Origin of the sequence: Klebsiella sp. 10982 (genome assembly GCF_048589245.1) — a bacterium.
Classification (GTDB): domain Bacteria; phylum Pseudomonadota; class Gammaproteobacteria; order Enterobacterales; family Enterobacteriaceae; genus Klebsiella; species Klebsiella quasivariicola.
This window is the reverse complement of the sequence record NZ_JBMAXV010000028.1, coordinates 1-18,309: the sequence shown is the minus strand read 5'-3', so window position 1 is coordinate 18,309 and position 18,309 is coordinate 1. Positions and strand designations below refer to the sequence as shown.

The 18,309-nt window shown below is 57.3% G+C and carries 15 protein-coding genes; 12 read left to right on the top strand and 3 right to left on the bottom strand.

Annotation, left to right across the window (positions count from 1 at the left end):
* Positions 1–166: 166 nt before the first annotated feature.
* The 6 genes from clpX to ACKLKD_RS19085 all read left to right on the top strand — a co-directional run bounded on the left by clpX (position 167) and on the right by ACKLKD_RS19085 (position 7,580).
* Positions 167–1,441: an ATP-dependent protease ATP-binding subunit ClpX gene (gene clpX / locus ACKLKD_RS19110; RefSeq protein ID WP_002891807.1), complete on the top strand. Its 1,275-nt coding sequence runs from the start codon at positions 167–169 to the stop codon at positions 1,439–1,441.
* A 183-nt stretch (positions 1,442–1,624) separates the two neighbouring features.
* Positions 1,625–3,979, top strand: coding sequence for an endopeptidase La (gene lon / locus ACKLKD_RS19105; RefSeq protein WP_023288614.1), 2,355 nt, complete (start codon positions 1,625–1,627; stop codon positions 3,977–3,979).
* 209 nt (positions 3,980–4,188) lie between these two features.
* Complete coding sequence (gene hupB / locus ACKLKD_RS19100) at positions 4,189–4,461, top strand: nucleoid-associated protein HU-beta (RefSeq protein WP_002444653.1); 273 nt, start codon at positions 4,189–4,191, stop codon at positions 4,459–4,461.
* Between the two features lie 214 nt (positions 4,462–4,675).
* Complete coding sequence (gene ppiD / locus ACKLKD_RS19095; protein WP_025710662.1) at positions 4,676–6,550, top strand: peptidylprolyl isomerase; 1,875 nt, start codon at positions 4,676–4,678, stop codon at positions 6,548–6,550.
* 148 nt (positions 6,551–6,698) lie between these two features.
* Positions 6,699–7,067 (top strand): helix-hairpin-helix domain-containing protein, encoded by a 369-nt coding sequence (locus ACKLKD_RS19090; protein WP_080897007.1) that lies wholly within the window; start codon positions 6,699–6,701, stop codon positions 7,065–7,067.
* A gap of 111 nt (positions 7,068–7,178) precedes the next feature.
* Positions 7,179–7,580, top strand: a complete 402-nt coding sequence (locus tag ACKLKD_RS19085; protein WP_008805405.1) for a YbgC/FadM family acyl-CoA thioesterase — start codon at positions 7,179–7,181, stop codon at positions 7,578–7,580.
* Between the two features lie 111 nt (positions 7,581–7,691).
* Here ACKLKD_RS19085 and queC read toward each other — a convergent pair whose 3' ends face one another.
* Positions 7,692–8,393 carry a 7-cyano-7-deazaguanine synthase QueC gene (gene queC / locus ACKLKD_RS19080; protein WP_025710664.1) on the bottom strand — a complete coding sequence of 234 codons (702 nt, stop codon included), beginning with the start codon at positions 8,391–8,393 and terminating at the stop codon, positions 7,692–7,694.
* Positions 8,394–8,465: 72 nt separating this feature from the next.
* Positions 8,466–10,160, bottom strand: coding sequence for an SgrR family transcriptional regulator (locus ACKLKD_RS19075; RefSeq protein ID WP_080897006.1), 1,695 nt, complete (start codon positions 10,158–10,160; stop codon positions 8,466–8,468).
* Between the two features lie 127 nt (positions 10,161–10,287).
* Here ACKLKD_RS19075 and cof point away from each other — a divergent pair, with 127 nt between their 5' ends.
* Positions 10,288–11,106 carry an HMP-PP phosphatase gene (cof, locus tag ACKLKD_RS19070; RefSeq protein ID WP_087805733.1) on the top strand — a complete coding sequence of 273 codons (819 nt, stop codon included), beginning with the start codon at positions 10,288–10,290 and terminating at the stop codon, positions 11,104–11,106.
* Positions 11,107–11,150: 44 nt separating this feature from the next.
* Here the strand turns inward: cof and ACKLKD_RS19065 are convergent, their stop codons facing one another.
* Positions 11,151–12,203: a PLP-dependent cysteine synthase family protein gene (locus ACKLKD_RS19065; protein ID WP_080924895.1), complete on the bottom strand. Its 1,053-nt coding sequence runs from the start codon at positions 12,201–12,203 to the stop codon at positions 11,151–11,153.
* 115 nt (positions 12,204–12,318) lie between these two features.
* Here ACKLKD_RS19065 and ACKLKD_RS19060 point away from each other — a divergent pair, with 115 nt between their 5' ends.
* The 5 genes from ACKLKD_RS19060 (at position 12,319) to amtB (ending at position 18,266) form a co-directional block, all read left to right on the top strand.
* Positions 12,319–12,777, top strand: a complete 459-nt coding sequence (locus tag ACKLKD_RS19060) for an Lrp/AsnC family transcriptional regulator (protein ID WP_002891873.1) — start codon at positions 12,319–12,321, stop codon at positions 12,775–12,777.
* Between the two features lie 43 nt (positions 12,778–12,820).
* Entirely contained in the window at positions 12,821–14,593 is a 1,773-nt protein-coding gene (locus ACKLKD_RS19055) for a SmdA family multidrug ABC transporter permease/ATP-binding protein (protein WP_080924894.1), read from the top strand.
* Entirely contained in the window at positions 14,586–16,364 is a 1,779-nt protein-coding gene (locus ACKLKD_RS19050) for a SmdB family multidrug efflux ABC transporter permease/ATP-binding protein (RefSeq protein WP_080897002.1), read from the top strand. Before ACKLKD_RS19055 ends, ACKLKD_RS19050 begins: the two co-directional genes overlap by 8 nt.
* Before the next feature lie 243 nt (positions 16,365–16,607).
* The gene (glnK, locus tag ACKLKD_RS19045; RefSeq protein WP_002891893.1) at positions 16,608–16,946 is read left to right on the top strand and encodes a P-II family nitrogen regulator; all 339 of its coding nucleotides are present in this window, start codon (positions 16,608–16,610) and stop codon (positions 16,944–16,946) included.
* Positions 16,947–16,979: 33 nt separating this feature from the next.
* A complete protein-coding gene (gene amtB / locus ACKLKD_RS19040) occupies positions 16,980–18,266 on the top strand; it encodes an ammonium transporter AmtB (protein ID WP_004152876.1) in 1,287 nt (428 codons plus the stop codon).
* Positions 18,267–18,309: the final 43 nt, after the last annotated feature.

The following is an 18,309-nucleotide window of genomic DNA, read 5'->3' as shown; positions in this document are numbered from 1 at the left end:
CGGGCAGGCTTGCGGCCGGTGGCTTTGCCACCGCCTCGATGTAGCGCGAAGGATTTTGTGTATATACTAATGAAGGGCGGCACAACGCTATATGGCGGCTTGCGCCTGAGAATGGCATTTGCGTCGTCGTGTGCGGCACAAAGAACTTAAAAAGAGGTTTGGACTCATGACAGATAAACGCAAAGATGGATCGGGCAAATTGTTGTATTGCTCTTTTTGCGGCAAAAGCCAGCATGAAGTGCGTAAGCTGATCGCCGGGCCATCCGTGTATATCTGCGACGAATGCGTTGATTTATGTAACGACATCATTCGCGAAGAGATTAAAGAAGTTGCGCCGCACCGCGAGCGCAGCGCGTTGCCGACGCCGCACGAGATTCGCCACCACCTTGATGACTACGTCATCGGTCAGGAACAGGCGAAGAAAGTGTTGGCGGTCGCGGTATACAACCACTACAAACGTCTGCGCAATGGCGATACCAGCAATGGCGTAGAGCTGGGTAAAAGTAACATCCTGCTGATCGGGCCGACCGGCTCCGGTAAAACGCTGCTGGCGGAAACGCTGGCGCGCCTGCTGGATGTGCCGTTTACCATGGCAGACGCCACCACCCTGACCGAAGCGGGTTATGTGGGTGAAGACGTCGAAAATATCATTCAGAAACTGCTGCAGAAGTGCGACTACGACGTGCAGAAAGCGCAGCGCGGTATTGTCTATATCGACGAAATCGACAAAATTTCGCGTAAATCCGATAACCCGTCGATTACCCGCGACGTCTCTGGTGAAGGCGTGCAGCAGGCGCTGCTGAAGCTTATCGAGGGTACCGTCGCCGCCGTTCCGCCGCAGGGCGGACGTAAACATCCGCAACAGGAGTTCCTGCAGGTTGATACCTCCAAGATCCTGTTTATCTGCGGCGGGGCATTTGCTGGCCTGGACAAAGTGATCTCTCACCGCGTTGAAACCGGCTCCGGCATTGGTTTTGGCGCGACGGTGAAAGCGAAGTCAGACAAAGCCAGCGAAGGCGAGCTGCTGGCCCAGGTTGAGCCGGAAGATCTGATCAAGTTTGGTCTGATTCCGGAGTTTATCGGTCGTTTGCCTGTAGTGGCGACCCTGAACGAACTGAGCGAGGAAGCGCTGATCCAGATCCTGAAAGAGCCGAAAAACGCCCTGACCAAGCAGTATCAGGCGCTGTTCAGCCTTGAGGGTGCAGAGCTTGAGTTCCGCGACGAAGCGCTGGATGCTATCGCCAAAAAAGCGATGGCGCGTAAAACCGGCGCCCGTGGCCTGCGTTCCATTGTGGAAGCGGCGCTGCTGGATACCATGTATGACCTGCCTTCCATGGAAGATGTGGAAAAAGTGGTCATTGATGAGTCGGTTATCGCCGGTCAGAGCAAGCCGCTGCTGATCTACGGCAAACCGGAAGCTCAGCAGGCATCTGGTGAATAATTAGCCAATTCACTCAAGCAGTTAACAAAAAGGGGGGATTTTATCTCCCCTTTTATTTTTCCTGCATTCCCGCCGTTGAATGTGTGGAATACATCCCCATATACTGGATTACATATTAACGACGATGCAGTGGAGTGTGGCGTCGTCGGCTACCTGGCGGACTTTAAACTAAGAGAGAGCTCTATGAATCCTGAGCGTTCTGAACGCATTGAAATCCCCGTATTGCCATTGCGCGATGTGGTGGTTTATCCGCACATGGTCATACCCCTGTTCGTAGGGCGGGAAAAATCTATCCGTTGCCTCGAAGCGGCCATGGACCATGATAAAAAAATCATGCTGGTTGCGCAGAAAGAAGCGTCGACGGATGAGCCGGGTGTAAACGATCTTTTCACCGTTGGAACCGTGGCGTCTATTTTGCAGATGTTGAAGCTGCCGGACGGCACCGTGAAGGTGCTGGTCGAAGGGCTGCAGCGTGCTCGCATTTCTGCGCTGTCTGATAATGGCGAACATTTCTCGGCGAAAGCGGAGTATCTCGATTCGCCGGCGATTGACGAACGCGAGCAGGAAGTGCTGGTTCGTACCGCTATCAGCCAGTTTGAAGGCTATATCAAGCTGAACAAAAAGATCCCACCGGAAGTGCTGACGTCGCTGAACAGCATCGACGATCCGGCGCGTCTGGCGGATACCATCGCGGCGCATATGCCGCTGAAGCTGGCTGACAAACAGTCTGTGCTTGAGATGTCCGACGTCAACGAACGTCTGGAATATCTGATGGCGATGATGGAATCGGAAATCGATCTGCTGCAGGTTGAGAAGCGCATTCGCAACCGCGTCAAAAAGCAGATGGAGAAATCCCAGCGCGAGTACTATCTGAACGAGCAAATGAAAGCGATTCAGAAAGAACTCGGCGAGATGGACGACGCCCCGGACGAAAACGAAGCGCTGAAGCGTAAGATCGACGCGGCGAAAATGCCGAAAGAGGCGAAAGAAAAAACCGAAGCGGAACTGCAGAAGCTGAAGATGATGTCGCCGATGTCTGCCGAAGCGACCGTCGTGCGTGGCTACATCGACTGGATGGTGCAGGTGCCGTGGAATGCGCGCAGTAAGGTCAAAAAAGACCTGCGCCAGGCCCAGGAGATCCTTGATACCGATCACTATGGTCTGGAGCGCGTGAAGGACCGCATCCTTGAATATCTCGCGGTGCAGAGCCGGGTGAATAAAATCAAGGGGCCGATCCTTTGTCTGGTGGGGCCGCCGGGGGTAGGTAAAACCTCGCTGGGTCAATCCATCGCCAAAGCGACCGGACGTAAATACGTGCGTATGGCGTTAGGTGGCGTGCGCGATGAAGCGGAAATCCGCGGTCACCGTCGCACCTATATTGGCTCGATGCCGGGCAAACTGATCCAGAAAATGGCAAAAGTGGGGGTCAAAAACCCGCTGTTCCTGCTGGATGAGATCGACAAAATGTCTTCCGACATGCGCGGCGACCCAGCTTCAGCCTTGCTGGAAGTGCTGGATCCGGAACAGAACGTGGCCTTTAACGATCACTATCTGGAAGTGGATTACGATCTCAGCGACGTAATGTTTGTGGCCACCTCTAACTCCATGAACATTCCGGCGCCGCTGCTGGACCGTATGGAAGTGATTCGTCTCTCCGGTTATACCGAAGATGAAAAGCTGAACATTGCGAAGCGTCACCTGCTGCCGAAGCAGATTGAACGTAACGCGCTGAAGAAAGGCGAGTTGACCGTCGACGATAGCGCCATTATCGGCATTATTCGTTACTACACGCGGGAAGCGGGCGTTCGTAGCCTGGAGCGTGAAATCTCCAAGCTGTGCCGTAAGGCCGTTAAGCAGCTGCTGCTGGATAAGACGCTGAAACACATCGAGATTAACGGTGAGAATCTGCATGATTATCTCGGCGTACAGCGCTTCGACTATGGCCGTGCCGACAGTGAGAACCGCGTCGGCCAGGTGACCGGTCTGGCGTGGACGGAGGTAGGTGGCGATCTGCTGACCATTGAAACCGCCTGCGTTCCGGGGAAAGGCAAGCTGACCTACACTGGTTCGCTGGGTGAAGTGATGCAGGAGTCGATTCAGGCTGCGCTGACCGTGGTGCGTTCACGGGCGGACAAACTGGGCATTAACGCCGACTTCTACGAGAAGCGTGATATTCACGTCCACGTACCGGAAGGGGCGACGCCGAAAGATGGTCCGAGCGCGGGTATTGCCATGTGCACGGCGCTGGTCTCCTGTCTGACCGGTAACCCAGTCCGCGCCGATGTGGCGATGACCGGGGAGATTACCCTGCGTGGTCAGGTACTGCCGATCGGCGGTCTGAAGGAAAAACTGTTGGCGGCGCATCGCGGCGGCATTAAGACTGTTCTGATTCCTGATGAGAACAAACGCGACCTTGAAGAAATTCCAGATAACGTTATCGCCGATTTGGATATCCATCCGGTGAAACGAATCGAGGAAGTTCTGACACTTGCGCTGCAGAACGAACCGTTCGGCATGCAGGTTGTGACCGCGAAATAGTGATTCTGCGCAAATTGCGCTAATAAAAATAGGGCTGGTAAGGCATTTCGCACTTGCCAGCCTTTTTTTGTGTAGCTAACTTAGATCGCTGGCAGGGGGGTCATCGACAACTGCTGTTGTAAGGGCATGACAGTCCTGATATAACTGCTGCGCGGTCGCACTATGAAGGACTCAGGTGCGATATAAATTATAAAGAGAGGAAGAGAACAGTGAATAAATCTCAACTGATTGACAAAATTGCTGCGGGTGCGGACATTTCTAAAGCTGCAGCTGGACGTGCGTTAGATGCTTTAATCGCTTCTGTTACTGAATCTCTGCAGGCTGGGGATGACGTTGCGCTGGTAGGTTTTGGTACCTTTGCTGTTAAAGAACGTGCCGCCCGTACTGGTCGCAACCCACAAACAGGTAAAGAAATTACTATCGCTGCCGCAAAAGTACCGGGCTTCCGTGCTGGTAAAGCGCTGAAAGACGCGGTGAACTGATCGGCTTTCCCATCAGGGAATGTGACGAAGTACAAGGGCGCATCGTGAGATGTGCCTTTTTTATTGCCTTTTCAGACCACTTTATGTGTGTTTATCGCTACTTGTGGGCTGACAATCACCCTGTTTTCTTGTCAAAATACGTCCTCACGCGCGGCGGCCATCACGTGCTATGCTGCGCGAGCTAAAGTCATCTACAGCGGAGCGTTGTTACACCATGATGGACAACCTACGCACGGCCGCCAACAGCGTCGTGCTCAAGATTATTTTCGGTATCATTATCGTCTCGTTCATTTTGACCGGGGTGAGTGGTTACCTGATTGGCGGTGGCAAAAACTATGCCGCAAAAGTGAATGGCCAGGAGATTGGCCGTGGGCAGTTTGAAAACGCCGTCGCCAGCGAACGTAACCGTATGCAGCAGCAGCTTGGCGACCAGTTCTCCGAGCTGGCGGCGAACGAAAACTACATGAAGACTATGCGCCAGCAGGTGCTGAATCGCCTGATCGATGAGTCGCTTCTGGATCAGTATGCCCGTGAGCTGGGCCTCAGCATCAGCGATGAGCAGGTGAAGCAGGCGATCTTCCAGACTCAGGCGTTCCAGACAGACGGTAAGTTCGACAACCAGCGTTTCAGCGGTATCGTCGCCCAGATGGGGATGACCACCGATCAGTACGCCCAGGCGCTGCGTAACCAGCTGACCACCCAACAGCTGATTAACGCCATTGCCGGCACCGACTTCATGCTGCCGGGCGAATCCGATCAACTGGCGGCGCTGGTGTCTCAGCAGCGGGTCGTTCGCGAAGCGACCATCAACGTAAACGCTCTGGCGGCAAAACAGACCGCCAGCGATGAGGAAATTAACGCCTTCTGGCAGCAGAATCAGGCCCGTTTTATGGCGCCGGAGCAGTTCCGCGTCAGCTATATCAAAATGGATGCCGCCAGCATGCAGGAAAGTGTCTCTGACGAAGAGATTCAGTCCTGGTATGATCAGCACAAGGATCAGTTCACTCAGCCGCAGCGCAACCGCTACAGCGTGATCCAGACCAAAACCGAAGCTGATGCGAAAGCGGTGCTGGCCGAACTGCAAAAAGGGGCGGACTTCGCCACGCTGGCGAAAGAAAAATCGACCGACATTATCTCTGCCCGCAACGGCGGCGATATGGGGTGGATGGAAGATGCCTCTACCGTTCCTGAGCTGAAAGATGCCGGGCTGAAAGAAAAAGGTCAGCTCTCCGGCGTGATTAAATCCTCGGTTGGCTTCCTGGTGGCTCGTCTGGACGACGTGCAGCCAGCCCAGGTCAAACCGCTGGCTGACGTGCGCAATGACATTGCGGCGAAAGTGAAGCAGGAGAAAGCGCTGGATGCTTACTATGCGCTGCAGCAGAAGGTGAGCGATGCGGCCAGCAACGATAATGAATCGCTGGCAGGCGCGGCGCAGGTTGCCGGTCTTAAGGTCGTCGAAACCGGCTGGTTTGGCCGCGATAACCTGCCGGAAGAGCTGAACTTTAAACCGGTCGCTGACGCTATCTTCAACGGCGGTCTGGTGGGTGAGAACGGCGCGCCGGGCAGCAACTCCGACATCATTACCGTTGACGGCGATCGCGCATTTGTTCTGCGCATCAGCGAGCACAAAGCCGAAGCGGTGAAACCGCTGGCCGAAGTGAAGGCGCAGGTTAGCGATATGGTTAAGCACAATAAAGCGGAACAGCAGGCGAAACTGGACGCCGACAAGCTGCTGGCGGCGCTGAAAGACGGCAAAGGCGATGAAGCGATGAAAGCGGCTGGCCTGAGCTTTGGCGCGCCGCAGACGCTCTCCCGTACCGGCCAGGATCCGCTGAGCCAGCTGGCATTCACTCTGCCGCTGCCGCAGCAGGGCAAACCTGTCTACGGCGTTGGCAGCAATATGCAAGGCGATGTGGTGCTGGTGGCGCTGGATGAAGTGAAAGCAGGCAACATGCCGGAAGAGCAGAAGAAGGCTATGGTTCAGGGGATTACCCAGAACAACGCTCAAATTGCTTTCGAAGCGCTGATGAGCAACCTGCGTAAGGCAGCGAAAATTAAGCTCGGCGACAGCATCGACCAGCAGCAGTAATTTCGCGTCGTCTCGCAAAAATGAGCAACACGATGTAATCCTCAAGGGCCGCTTTCGCGGCCCTTTCCATTTCTGTGATTTGCCTTTTGTCGGCCATCCGCACTGACGCTATCGTGACCTTGCTGTCTACACACAAGGAGATATCAGCATGAAATATGGAATAAAAGCACTGATGGCCGCGAGCGTTCTGGTTTTCGCGGTAGGCGTACAGGGCGCGCTGGCTGCCCCCGCCAGCGGCAAAGCGGCGGTGAATAAAGAAAATGTGCAGGCGACCGCTTCGGCGAAGGCGGAAGCGGTGCCGGGGGAGGCCGACAACGGGGCGACAAAGGTCAGCATTAACCGTGCCAGTGCCGAACAGCTGGCTCAGGCACTGAATGGTGTAGGCCTGAAAAAAGCCCAGGCGATTGTCAGCTACCGAGAAGAGTATGGGCCGTTCAAAACCCTTGATGATTTGAAGCAGGTGCCGGGGATGGGGAGCGCGCTGGTGGAGCGCAATTTAGCTCATCTGACGCTGTAAATTTTATGCCAGCGCTTGCACAGCGGTGATTTTTTGCCAGGATAAAGAGGTTGCATCAAGTGGTGTGACCTCTTACCTCATAAACAACAATAACAGAAAGGCATTGGTGCTATGCAGACACAAATTAAAGTTCGTGGCTATCATCTGGACGTCTATCAGCATGTGAATAACGCACGCTACCTGGAGTTCCTTGAGGAGGCCCGCTGGGATGGCCTGGAGAACAGCCCTGCGTTTCAGTGGATGATGGAGAAAAACATCGCCTTCGTGGTGGTGAACATCAATATTAATTACCGTCGCCCAGCGGTTTTAGGCGATGTGCTGACGGTGAGCAGTAAACTGGAGCAACTCAACGGCAAAAGCGGTACCCTCAGCCAGGTAGTCACTCTCAACCCCAATGGCGAAGTGGTGGCCGATGCGCTAATTACCTTCGTCTGTATTGATTTAAAAACCCAGAAGGCGCTGCCGCTGGAGGGAGAACTGCGTGAGAAACTTGACCAGATGAACTTGCGCTGACAACCGTCGTGGGAGTAACGGGCCCACGGCAGGTGATGAACCCGTAGCCCCGGTAAGCATAGCGCCACCGGGGAATTTGAGTGAAAGCGCCGGTACATCGCTTCCCAGAGGCTATGCCTGTGTCAGCCCGGTTTTTTGCTTCATCACCGCCATCACGCCGACCTTGTCCCCCAGATACTGGTTAAGGCCGTTAGCGCGCAGGTTGCAGGCGGCGCACTGGCCGCAGCCATCGCCCTTAATGCCGTTGTAGCAGGTGAGGGTTTCCCGACGCACCAGATCCAACTGGCCCCAGTAGTCGGCCAGCGCCCAGGTCTCGGCTTTGTTGAGCCACATCAGCGGCGTTTCAAAGCGAATGTCTTTTGCCATCCCCAGGCTTACGGCGTGGTGCAGCGCTTTGACAAACTCATCCCGGCAGTCCGGGTAGCCGGAGAAGTCGGTCTCGCACACGCCGGTGATGATGGCTTCGGCTTTCACCTGATAGGCGTAGATTGCCGTCAGGGTTAAAAACAGAATATTGCGCCCGGGGACAAAGGTGTTGGGAATGCCCTCGGCATCAGGCTGATAGTCGGGTACCGGAATGTTATCGCGGGTCAGGCTGCTGACTGCCAGTTCGTTAAGCAGAGTGACGTCCAGCACTTTATGCGCGACGGCGCCCAGTTTCAGGGCGAGTTCGCGCGCAACATCGATTTCCGCGCGGTGGCGTTGGCCATAATCAAAAGTGACGCAATGCACTTCATCATACTGTTGCAGAGCCTGCACCAGACAGGTGGTTGAATCTTGTCCTCCGCTGAAGACAACTACGGCGCGTTTCATGGCAATTCCTGACTAAATGAGTAAAGGCGATATGGTAGCGCCAGACGCGCACGGCGACCAGCTCTCTCACGTTCACGAGGCTGGCAGCCAGGCACTGGCGAAGTCGAACCAGCCCCGCGCGTTGAGTCGCAGGCCATTGACCCCCGGTGGCGCGCTGATTCGATAGTTATATTTGAACAGCGGCGTCATGATGGCGTCTTCCATCAGACTGTTGAATACGTTGCGCAGCGCATCGTTGCGGCTGCGGGCCTCGGGCTGCGCCTGCACCGCGTCTAATGTCGCCTGCAGATGGGCATATTGCGCCCCGGTCAGCAAATTGGGCCACAGCATATCGCAGCGCAGCCACTGTTCGAGCGCGTATTCCGGCGCTTCGCCGATCAGTCGGTCGCCCATCATCAGATCGGCCTGGCCCAGATGCTGACAGCCTTCCCAGTTTTTGGCGTCATGAAACAGCAGCGTCAGCTCGCAGCCCAGAACAGACAGCCGCAGTCTGAGCTGCTCAGCCATGGCATGAAGCTCGACCGGCAGATGATAGAGCAGGGTGAGCCTGGCCGGCAGCGGTACCGCGTTGTTTTCCGGTCCCTGCGGGATGGACCATCCCGGCAGTACCTCATGGCTTGGCGTAATCAGATCCTCGTCCAGCGGCAGCGTTTCCAGCAGCGACGAGCGGTGAATGATCGATACCAGCCGCTGGGCCTGCGCTTTGCTAAGCCGAGGGCTGTGGCGCAGGGTCAAATAGCAGAAGCCAAGGCTGATGCTGTTGCTGACCTGGCGCAGATTATGCAGCTCTTCGCGATCGCCGATGGTGATCTGCACCGGATGACGGCAGCTGGTCCCGAGATCGCGGTCGAAGAGTTGGGGGGTGATCCAGTACTCCACCGCCTGGATCAGCGGATGCTGCAGGTGGTAGCGGGGATGGTTTTCCAGGCGGACGAGTTCCGGACTAAACCGCTTCAGACGGAACGGCCCGCAGCCGATAGTCGGATCGTCAGGATGCGCCAGCACGCTGCAGTAGCTGGCCAGGCGGAACGGTAGCCAGTAGTCAGGACGATGCAGGGTAATGGTTAGACACTGGGCGTGAGTGACATCGATACGGCTGATGCTGGCGAAAAGGGTGCGTAAGGCGGGCAGTTCAAGCAGCAGCAGTAACCGCTGCCGTAGGTGTGTGGTTTCCACCGTGTCGCCGTTGTGCCAGCACAGCGTGGAGCGGATATAAAACTGCCAGCGCAGGCCGTCCGGGGAGACCTGCCAGTGATGCGCCAGATCGCCGATCGGCATGTTGTCGCCTTCGTCGAAGCGCGTCAGCCCGGCATAGATCTGCCCGGCCAGATGCTGTTCGGCGCGTCCGGGCAGAAAGCCGGGTCGCAGCGGCTCCAGCGGGCGATAGTAAGGAATACGCAGCGTTGGGGTATTGTTTTGCCATTGACCGCCGAGGAAAGGATGAAGCAGGGCTTTCAGCTCCACCGGGGCCAGTTGCGCCAGCTCCAGCGCGTTCTGCTGCTGGCCTTTGCTCAGCGCCTGCTCCATCATCTCGTTACGCAGACGTTCCGGGGTTTTGTGAAAAAAGAGCAGTCCGCGCTTGCCGCGCCCGGAGCTGGCCTGCCAGCTTAACCACCCCGCCTCCTGCGCCTGACGCAGTAAAGTGCGGACGTGGCGTTCGCTGCAAAAACAGCGTTCCGCCAGTTCGCCGACAGTGACCTGCTGCGGCGCTCCGGCTGAGGGCTGCCATAGACGCTGGTATTGATTTAAACGGTGTAAGAGTCGCATAAGGGCCGCCGTCCGCTGGGTTGCTGTAAACCCGGAACAATTAATAATATCTATTCACTATTACTTCCGTATATCCCAGGTGATACTGCAACACAAGCGAAGCCCATCACACATCGGGGAATACACCATGGCAAAACTGGCCGCATTTGATATGGACGGCACTCTGCTGATGCTGAACCATCGTCTCGGCGAAAAGACGCTCAACGCACTGAACCGGCTGCGCGAACGCGATATCACCCTGACGTTCGCTACCGGTCGCCATGTGCTGGAGATGCACCATGTGATTGGCGAATTTTCCCTTGATGCATTTCTGATCACCGGCAACGGAACGCGCATCCATTCGCTGGAAGGGGAGGAGCTTTATCGCCAGGATCTCGATCCCGAGGCGGCGGAAGTGGTGCTGCACAGCAAATGGGATACGCAGGCCAGCATGCATGTGTTTAACGATGGCGGCTGGTTCACCGGTCAGGCACGGCCTGAATTGTTGCAAGCGCATGTCTTCAGCGGCTTTCACTATCAACTGTGCGATCCGCAACGCATGTCGGCGCAGCATGTCACCAAGATCTGTTTCTGCGGCGATCATGACGATCTCCACCGCCTGCGGATCCAGTTGAATGAGGCGCTGGGCGAGCGCGCGTTTCTCTGCTTCTCGGCGATGGACTGTCTGGAGGTGCTGCCGGTTGGCTGCAACAAAGGCGCAGCGCTGGCGGTGCTCAGCCAGCACTTAGGCTTCACCTTGCAGGAGTGCATGGCGTTTGGCGATGCCATGAACGATCGCGAGATGCTGAGCAGCGTTGGGCGGGGTTTTATCATGGGCAACGCGATGCCGCAGCTGAAAGCCGAGCTGCCGCATCTACCGGTGATCGGTGACTGCCGTCATCAGGCGGTCTCCCACTTTTTAACGCATTGGCTGGATAACCCTGATCTTCCTTATTCCCCCGAATAGAGAGACTCTTCCAGCAAGCCAGATAGTTTTCTATCTGGCTTTTTTTATCGCCTTTCGACCAGACCGGCGATCTCCGCCTGCCAGGGCGCAATATCGCCGATGTTATCCGCCACCCACTGTGGGTTGTAATAGCTTTCCAGGTAACGTTCACCGCTGTCGCACAGGAGCGTCACAATAGAGCCGGTGCGTCCTTCTTCGCGCATCCTCGCGGCCAGCTGCAATACGCCCCACATATTGGTGCCGGTCGAGGCGCCGACCTTGCGCCCAAGCTGCGTTTCGAGCCATAGCGCAGTCGCCACACTCGCCGCATCCGGCACGCGTAGCATCTCGTCAACGACGTCGGGAATAAACGACGGTTCGACGCGTGGGCGGCCGATGCCTTCAATTTTGCTGCCGACCGGGCTGCGCAGGCTGGCGTCGCGGGTTTGCCAGTAGTCGAGGAAGACCGAATTCTGCGGGTCAACGACCATCAGCTGCGTCTCATGGCCCTGGCTGCGAATATAGCGGCCAATGGTGGCCGAGGTGCCGCCGGTGCCGGCGCTCATGACGATCCATGATGGCTGCGGGTGCGGCTCATGGCTCATCTGGCGAAAAATACTGTCGGCGATATTGTTATTGCCGCGCCAGTCGGTGGCCCGCTCGGCAAAGGTGAATTGATCCATATAATGGCCGTTCAGCTCGCGGGCCAGCGTTTCGGACGCGTCGTAGATTTCGCAGGCGCTCTGCACAAAATGGCAGCGTCCGCCGTAAAATTCGATCTGTTCGATTTTGCGTTTGGCGGTGCAGTAAGGCATCACAGCGATAAACGGCAGCCCCAACAGTCGGGCGAAATAAGCCTCCGAAACGGCGGTTGACCCTGAGGAGGACTCAATAATTGGCGTACCTTCTTTGATCCAGCCGTTGCACAAACCATAGAGAAACAGCGACCGCGCCAGGCGATGCTTCAGGCTGCCGGTGGGGTGGGTGCTTTCATCTTTCAGATAGAGGTGGATCCCCGGAAATCCGGGTAGCGCCAGACGGATCAGGTGCGTGTCGGCAGAGCGCTGATAGTCGGCGTTGATTTCGCTAATGGCATGTTTAACCCAAGCGCTGTTCATCGTGATTTCCTGTTTGTCATTTTGTGCCTAGCTTAGCGGAAAGCGCAGGAAAAATTGTTGCCATTTAGCCTGTGGATTACCATTATGAGAGCAAAATTTTCTCCCTGGATGCCCTATGCTAGATAAAATTGACCGTAAGCTGCTGGCGCTGCTGCAGGAAGATTGCACCCTCTCTTTGCAGGCGCTGGCCGATGCCGTTAATCTGACCACTACCCCCTGCTGGAAACGCCTGAAACGGCTCGAAGATGAGGGGATTCTCCGCGGGCGTGTCGCCCTGTTGGACGCGGAAAAGGTGGGGCTGGGGCTGACGGCGTTTGTCCTCATCAAGACTCAACATCACAGCAGCGACTGGTATTGTCAGTTCGTTAGCGAAGTGACGCAGATGGCGGAAGTGCTCGGCTTCTGGCGGATGGCGGGTGAGTATGACTACCTGCTGCGGGTGCAGGTGGCCGATATGAAACGCTATGACGACTTTTATAAACGTTTAGTGAACAGCGTGCCTGGTCTGTCGGATGTCACTTCGAGTTTTGCTATGGAACAGATAAAATATACCACCGCCTTGCCTGTCGAATAACGGTATTGTGCCGTAACCTATTAAAAATTCAGGATTTTACTGCTTGCGATTATTTGCTCAACTCAGCTGGTACTTCCGCCGGGAGTGGCGCCGCTATCTTGGCGCGATTGCTCTGCTGGCCATTATTGCCGTTCTGCAGCTTATTCCGCCGAAGGTGGTGGGCATTGTGGTGGACGGCGTGACGCAACAACATTACACCGCGGAGAAGGTGTGGATGTGGATTGGCGCGCTGGTGCTGATCGCGGTGATGGTCTACCTGCTGCGCTATGTCTGGCGTGTACTGCTGTTCGGTGCTTCTTATCAGCTGGCGGTCGAGCTGCGGGAAGATTTTTATCGGCAATTGAGTCGCCAGCATCCGGCGTTCTATTTGCGCCATCGCACCGGGGATCTGATCGCCCGCGCCACCAATGACGTGGACCGGGTGGTGTTTGCCGCCGGCGAAGGGGTATTAACCCTGGTGGATTCGCTGGTGATGGGCTGTGCGGTATTGATTGTGATGTCGACGCAGATTAGCTGGCAGCTCACCCTGCTGGCGCTGCTGCCGATGCCGCTGATGGCCCTGGCGATTAAACGCAACGGCGACGCGCTTCATGAACGTTTCCGCGTGGCTCAGGCGGCCTTTTCCAGCCTCAACGATCGTACGCAGGAGAGCCTGACCAGCATTCGCATGATCAAGGCGTTTGGGCTGGAGGATCGCCAGTCGGCGCAGTTTGCCGCCGATGCAGCCGATACCGGCGCAAAAAATATGCGCGTGGCGCGCATTGACGCCCGCTTCGACCCCACCATCTATATCGCCATCGGGGCGGCTAATCTGCTGGCCATCGGCGGCGGCAGCTGGATGGTGATCCACGGCAGCCTGACGCTGGGCCAGCTGACCAGCTTCGTGATGTATCTTGGCCTGATGATCTGGCCGATGCTGGCGCTGGCGTGGATGTTTAACATCGTGGAGCGCGGTAGCGCGGCCTATGGCCGTATCCGCACGATGCTCGAAGAGGCGCCGGCGGTGGACGACGGTACTGAAGCAGTGCCGGCAGGCCGCGGTGTCCTGCAGGTTGCCATCCGCAACTTCATCTATCCGCAGGCGAGTAAACCTTCGCTGGAGCAGGTTAATTTTACCCTCCAGCCGGGGCAAATGCTGGGTATCTGCGGGCCGACGGGCGCCGGTAAAAGCACCATTCTGGCGCTGCTGCAACGTCATTTTGACGTCACCAGCGGCGAGATCCGCTTTCACGATCTGCCGCTGCCGCGTCTGCAGCTCGACAGCTGGCGCGCCCGGCTGGCGGTGGTCAATCAGACGCCATTTTTATTCTCTGACACCGTCGCCAATAATATCGCGCTGGGCAAACCGGATGCGACACCGGCGCAGATTGAACGCGTGGCACGGCTGGCCAGCGTGCATGACGACATTCTGCGCCTGCCCCAGGGGTACGATACCGAGGTGGGCGAGCGCGGCGTGATGCTCTCCGGCGGCCAGAAACAACGCATCTCGATTGCCCGCGCTCTGCTGCTGGAGGCTGAAATTTTGATCCTTGATGATGCTTTGTCGGCGGTAGATGGCCGTACGGAGCACCAGATCCTGCACAACCTGCGCCAGTGGGGGGAGGGGCGGACGGTGATTATCAGCGCCCACCGGCTGTCGGCGCTGACCGAGGCCAGTGAAATTCTGGTGTTACAGCATGGGCATATTGCCCAGCGTGGCCGCCATGAGGCGCTGGCCGTGCAGCCAGGCTGGTACCGCGACATGTATCGTTACCAGCAGCTGGAAGCCGCGCTTGACGAGGTTCCGCAGGCGCAAGAGGAGGCCCTGGATGCGTAGCTTTACCGAACTCTGGCCGACGCTTAAACGCCTGCTGGCCTATGGTTCTCCCTGGCGTAAGCCGCTGGCCATTGCGGTGGGGATGATGTGGATCGCGGCGGCGGCGGAAGTGAGCGGCCCGCTGCTCATCAGCTATTTCATCGATAATATGGTGGCGAAGCATACGCTGCCCCTGAAGCTGGTGGCAGGCCTGGCGGTAGCCTATATCGGCCTGCAGCTGCTGGCGGCGTTACTGCACTATAACCAGTCGCTGCTGTTTAACCGCGCCGCGGTCGGCGTCGTCCAGCAGTTGCGTAGCGATGTAATGGATGCCGCCCTGCATCAGCCGCTCAGCGAGTTTGATACCCAGCCGGTTGGGCAACTTATCTCACGGGTGACCAACGATACCGAAGTCATTCGCGATCTGTACGTGACGGTGGTGGCGACGGTACTGCGCAGCGCGGCGCTGATCGGCGCGATGCTGGTGGCGATGTTTAGCCTCGACTGGCGGATGGCGCTGGTAGCGATTGCGATCTTCCCGGCGGTGCTGATCGTAATGATCATCTATCAGCGCTACAGCACGCCGATTGTGCGCCGGGTGCGCGCCTGGCTTGCCGATATCAACGATGGTTTCAACGAAGTCATTAACGGCATGGGGGTGATCCAGCAGTTTCGCCAGCAGGCGCGCTTTGGCGAACGGATGCGCGAGGCCAGCTATGCCCACTATATGGCGCGAATGCAGACGCTGCGCCTCGACGGTTTTCTGCTGCGCCCGCTGCTGAGCCTTTTTTCCTCGCTGGTGCTGTGCGGGCTGCTGATGCTGTTTGGCTTTAGCGCGGCGGGCACGATCGAGGTCGGGGTCCTGTACGCGTTTATCAGCTATCTTGGGCGCCTTAACGAGCCGCTTATCGAGCTGACCACCCAGCAGTCGATGCTGCAGCAGGCGGTGGTCGCCGGCGAACGCGTTTTTGAGCTGATGGATCGCCCGCGCCAGGCGTGGGGTTCGGATGACGCGCCGCTGGGCAGCGGCCGGGTGGAAATTGACCATCTCTCCTTTGCCTACCGGGGAGACCGTCTGGTCCTGCAGGATATCACGCTGGATATTCCCTCCCGCAGCTTCGTGGCGCTGGTCGGACATACCGGCAGCGGCAAGAGTACCCTCGCCAGCCTGATGATGGGCTATTACCCGTTAACCCACGGGGAGATCCGCATCGATGGACGGCCGCTCGCGTCCCTCAGCCACAGCGCATTGCGTCGGGGCATCGCGATGGTGCAACAGGATCCGGTGGTGCTGGCGGATACCTTCTACGCTAACGTCGCGCTGGGCCGGGACATCAGTGAAACCCAGGTCTGGGAAGCGCTGGAGGCAGTGCAGCTGGCGGCGGTGGCACGCAGCATGAGCGATGGCCTGTACACTCAGCTGGGCGAGCAGGGCAATAATCTCTCCGTCGGGCAGAAACAGCTGCTGGCGCTGGCGCGCGTGCTGGTGGAGACCCCGCAGGTCCTGATTCTGGACGAGGCGACCGCCAACATCGACTCCGGCACTGAACAGGCTATTCAGCAAGCGCTGGCAAAGGTTCGCCAGCATACCACTCTGGTCGTCATTGCCCATCGGCTGTCGACCATCGTCGAGGCCGATACCATTCTGGTCCTCCATCGCGGTCAGGCCGTTGAGCGGGGCACTCATCAGCAACTGCTGGCGGCGAAAGGCCGTTACTGGCAGATGTATCAGCTGCAGCTGGCCGGCGAAGAGCTGGCGGCCAGCGCCCGGGAAGAGTCGCTCAGCGCCTGATGCACCACCAGCAGGCAGCGAAAACAGGGCGGCCTGCCATGGTGCAAAAACGCTACATGAAATGCACCGTTGTGGTGCATTTTTACGCAACAAATCTCTTTGCGCAGGCTATTGCCTGACCTGTCCCCTGTTTTTTGCCATCAAAGGGCCGCTCTGCGGCCTTTTTTCATTTCTGGCATAGCCCTTGCTTTATATCCATCGTGTTAGCTGCGGCCATTACCGAATACTGACTGGAGGGGACTTATGAAGCTGGTTACCGTGGTAATCAAACCATTCAAACTGGAAGACGTGCGTGAAGCCTTGTCTTCCATCGGCATTCAGGGCCTGACGGTCACTGAAGTCAAAGGATTTGGCCGTCAAAAAGGTCACGCGGAGCTCTACCGCGGCGCCGAATATAGCGTCAACTTTCTGCCAAAAGTGAAGATTGATGTGGCGATTGCCGACGATCAGCTGGATGAAGTCATCGATGTCATCAGCAAAGCGGCTTATACCGGAAAAATTGGCGACGGCAAAATTTTCGTCGCTGAATTGCAGCGCGTCATTCGCATCCGTACCGGCGAAGCTGACGAAGCGGCACTGTAATTTCCAGACCACACAGTGATGGGGAACGAAACAATGAAAATGGCAACAATGAAATCGGGTCTGGGGGCATTAGCCCTTCTTCCGGGGCTGGCGATGGCCGCGCCTGCGGTAGCGGACAAAGCCGATAACGCGTTTATGATGATTTGCACCGCGCTGGTTCTGTTTATGACTATCCCGGGGATCGCGTTGTTTTACGGCGGGCTGATCCGCGGCAAAAACGTTCTGTCCATGCTGACGCAGGTGATTGTCACCTTTGGCCTGGTCTGCGTACTGTGGGTGATTTATGGCTATACCCTGGCCTTCGGCACCGGCGGCAGCTTCTTCGGCAGCTTTGACTGGGTAATGCTGAAAAACATTGAGCTGAAAGCGCTGATGGGCACCTTCTATCAGTATATCCACGTGGCCTTCCAGGGCTCGTTTGCCTGCATCACCGTCGGGCTGATTGTTGGGGCGCTGGCGGAACGTATTCGTTTCTCCGCGGTACTGATCTTCGTGGTGGTGTGGATGACGCTCTCCTACGTGCCGATTGCGCATATGGTCTGGGGCGGCGGTCTGCTGGCGACGCATGGCGCGCTGGACTTCGCCGGCGGCACTGTTGTGCACATCAACGCCGCGGTCGCCGGGCTGGTGGGCGCCTATATGATGGGTAAACGCGTGGGCTTCGGCAAAGAAGCGTTCAAACCGCATAACCTGCCGATGGTATTCACTGGCACCGCTATCCTCTACGTGGGCTGGTTCGGCTTCAACGCCGGCTCTGCCAGCGCAGCGAATGAAATTGCGGCCCTGGCCTTCGTTAACACCGTTGTGGCGACTGCCGCGGCTATCCTGGCGTGGACCTTTGGCGAATGGGCCCTGCGTGGCAAACCTTCTCTGCTGGGCGCCTGCTCAGGGGCGATTGCCGGTCTGGTCGGCGTGACGCCAGCGTGTGGCTATATCGGTGTCGGCGGGGCGCTGATTGTCGGGATCGCCTCTGGTCTGGCCGGTATCTGGGGTGTGACCGCGCTGAAGCGCTGGCTGCGTGTGGATGACCCTTGCGACGTCTTTGGCGTTCACGGCGTCTGCGGCATCGTCGGCTGTATCCTGACCGGTATCTTCGCGGCGACGTCTCTCGGCGGCGTCGGTTATGCGGAAGGTGTCACCATGGGCCATCAACTGCTGGTGCAGCTGGAAAGTATCGCCATCACCGTAGTCTGGTCCGGCGTGGTGGCTTTCATCGGTTATAAAGTGGCGGACATGACCGTCGGGCTGCGCGTGCCGGAAGAGCAGGAACGCGAAGGGCTGGACGTCAACAGCCATGGCGAAAACGCCTACAACGCCTGACAAAACCCCTTCTCCCTGTAGCAAAAAGCCTCCCGTCCGGGAG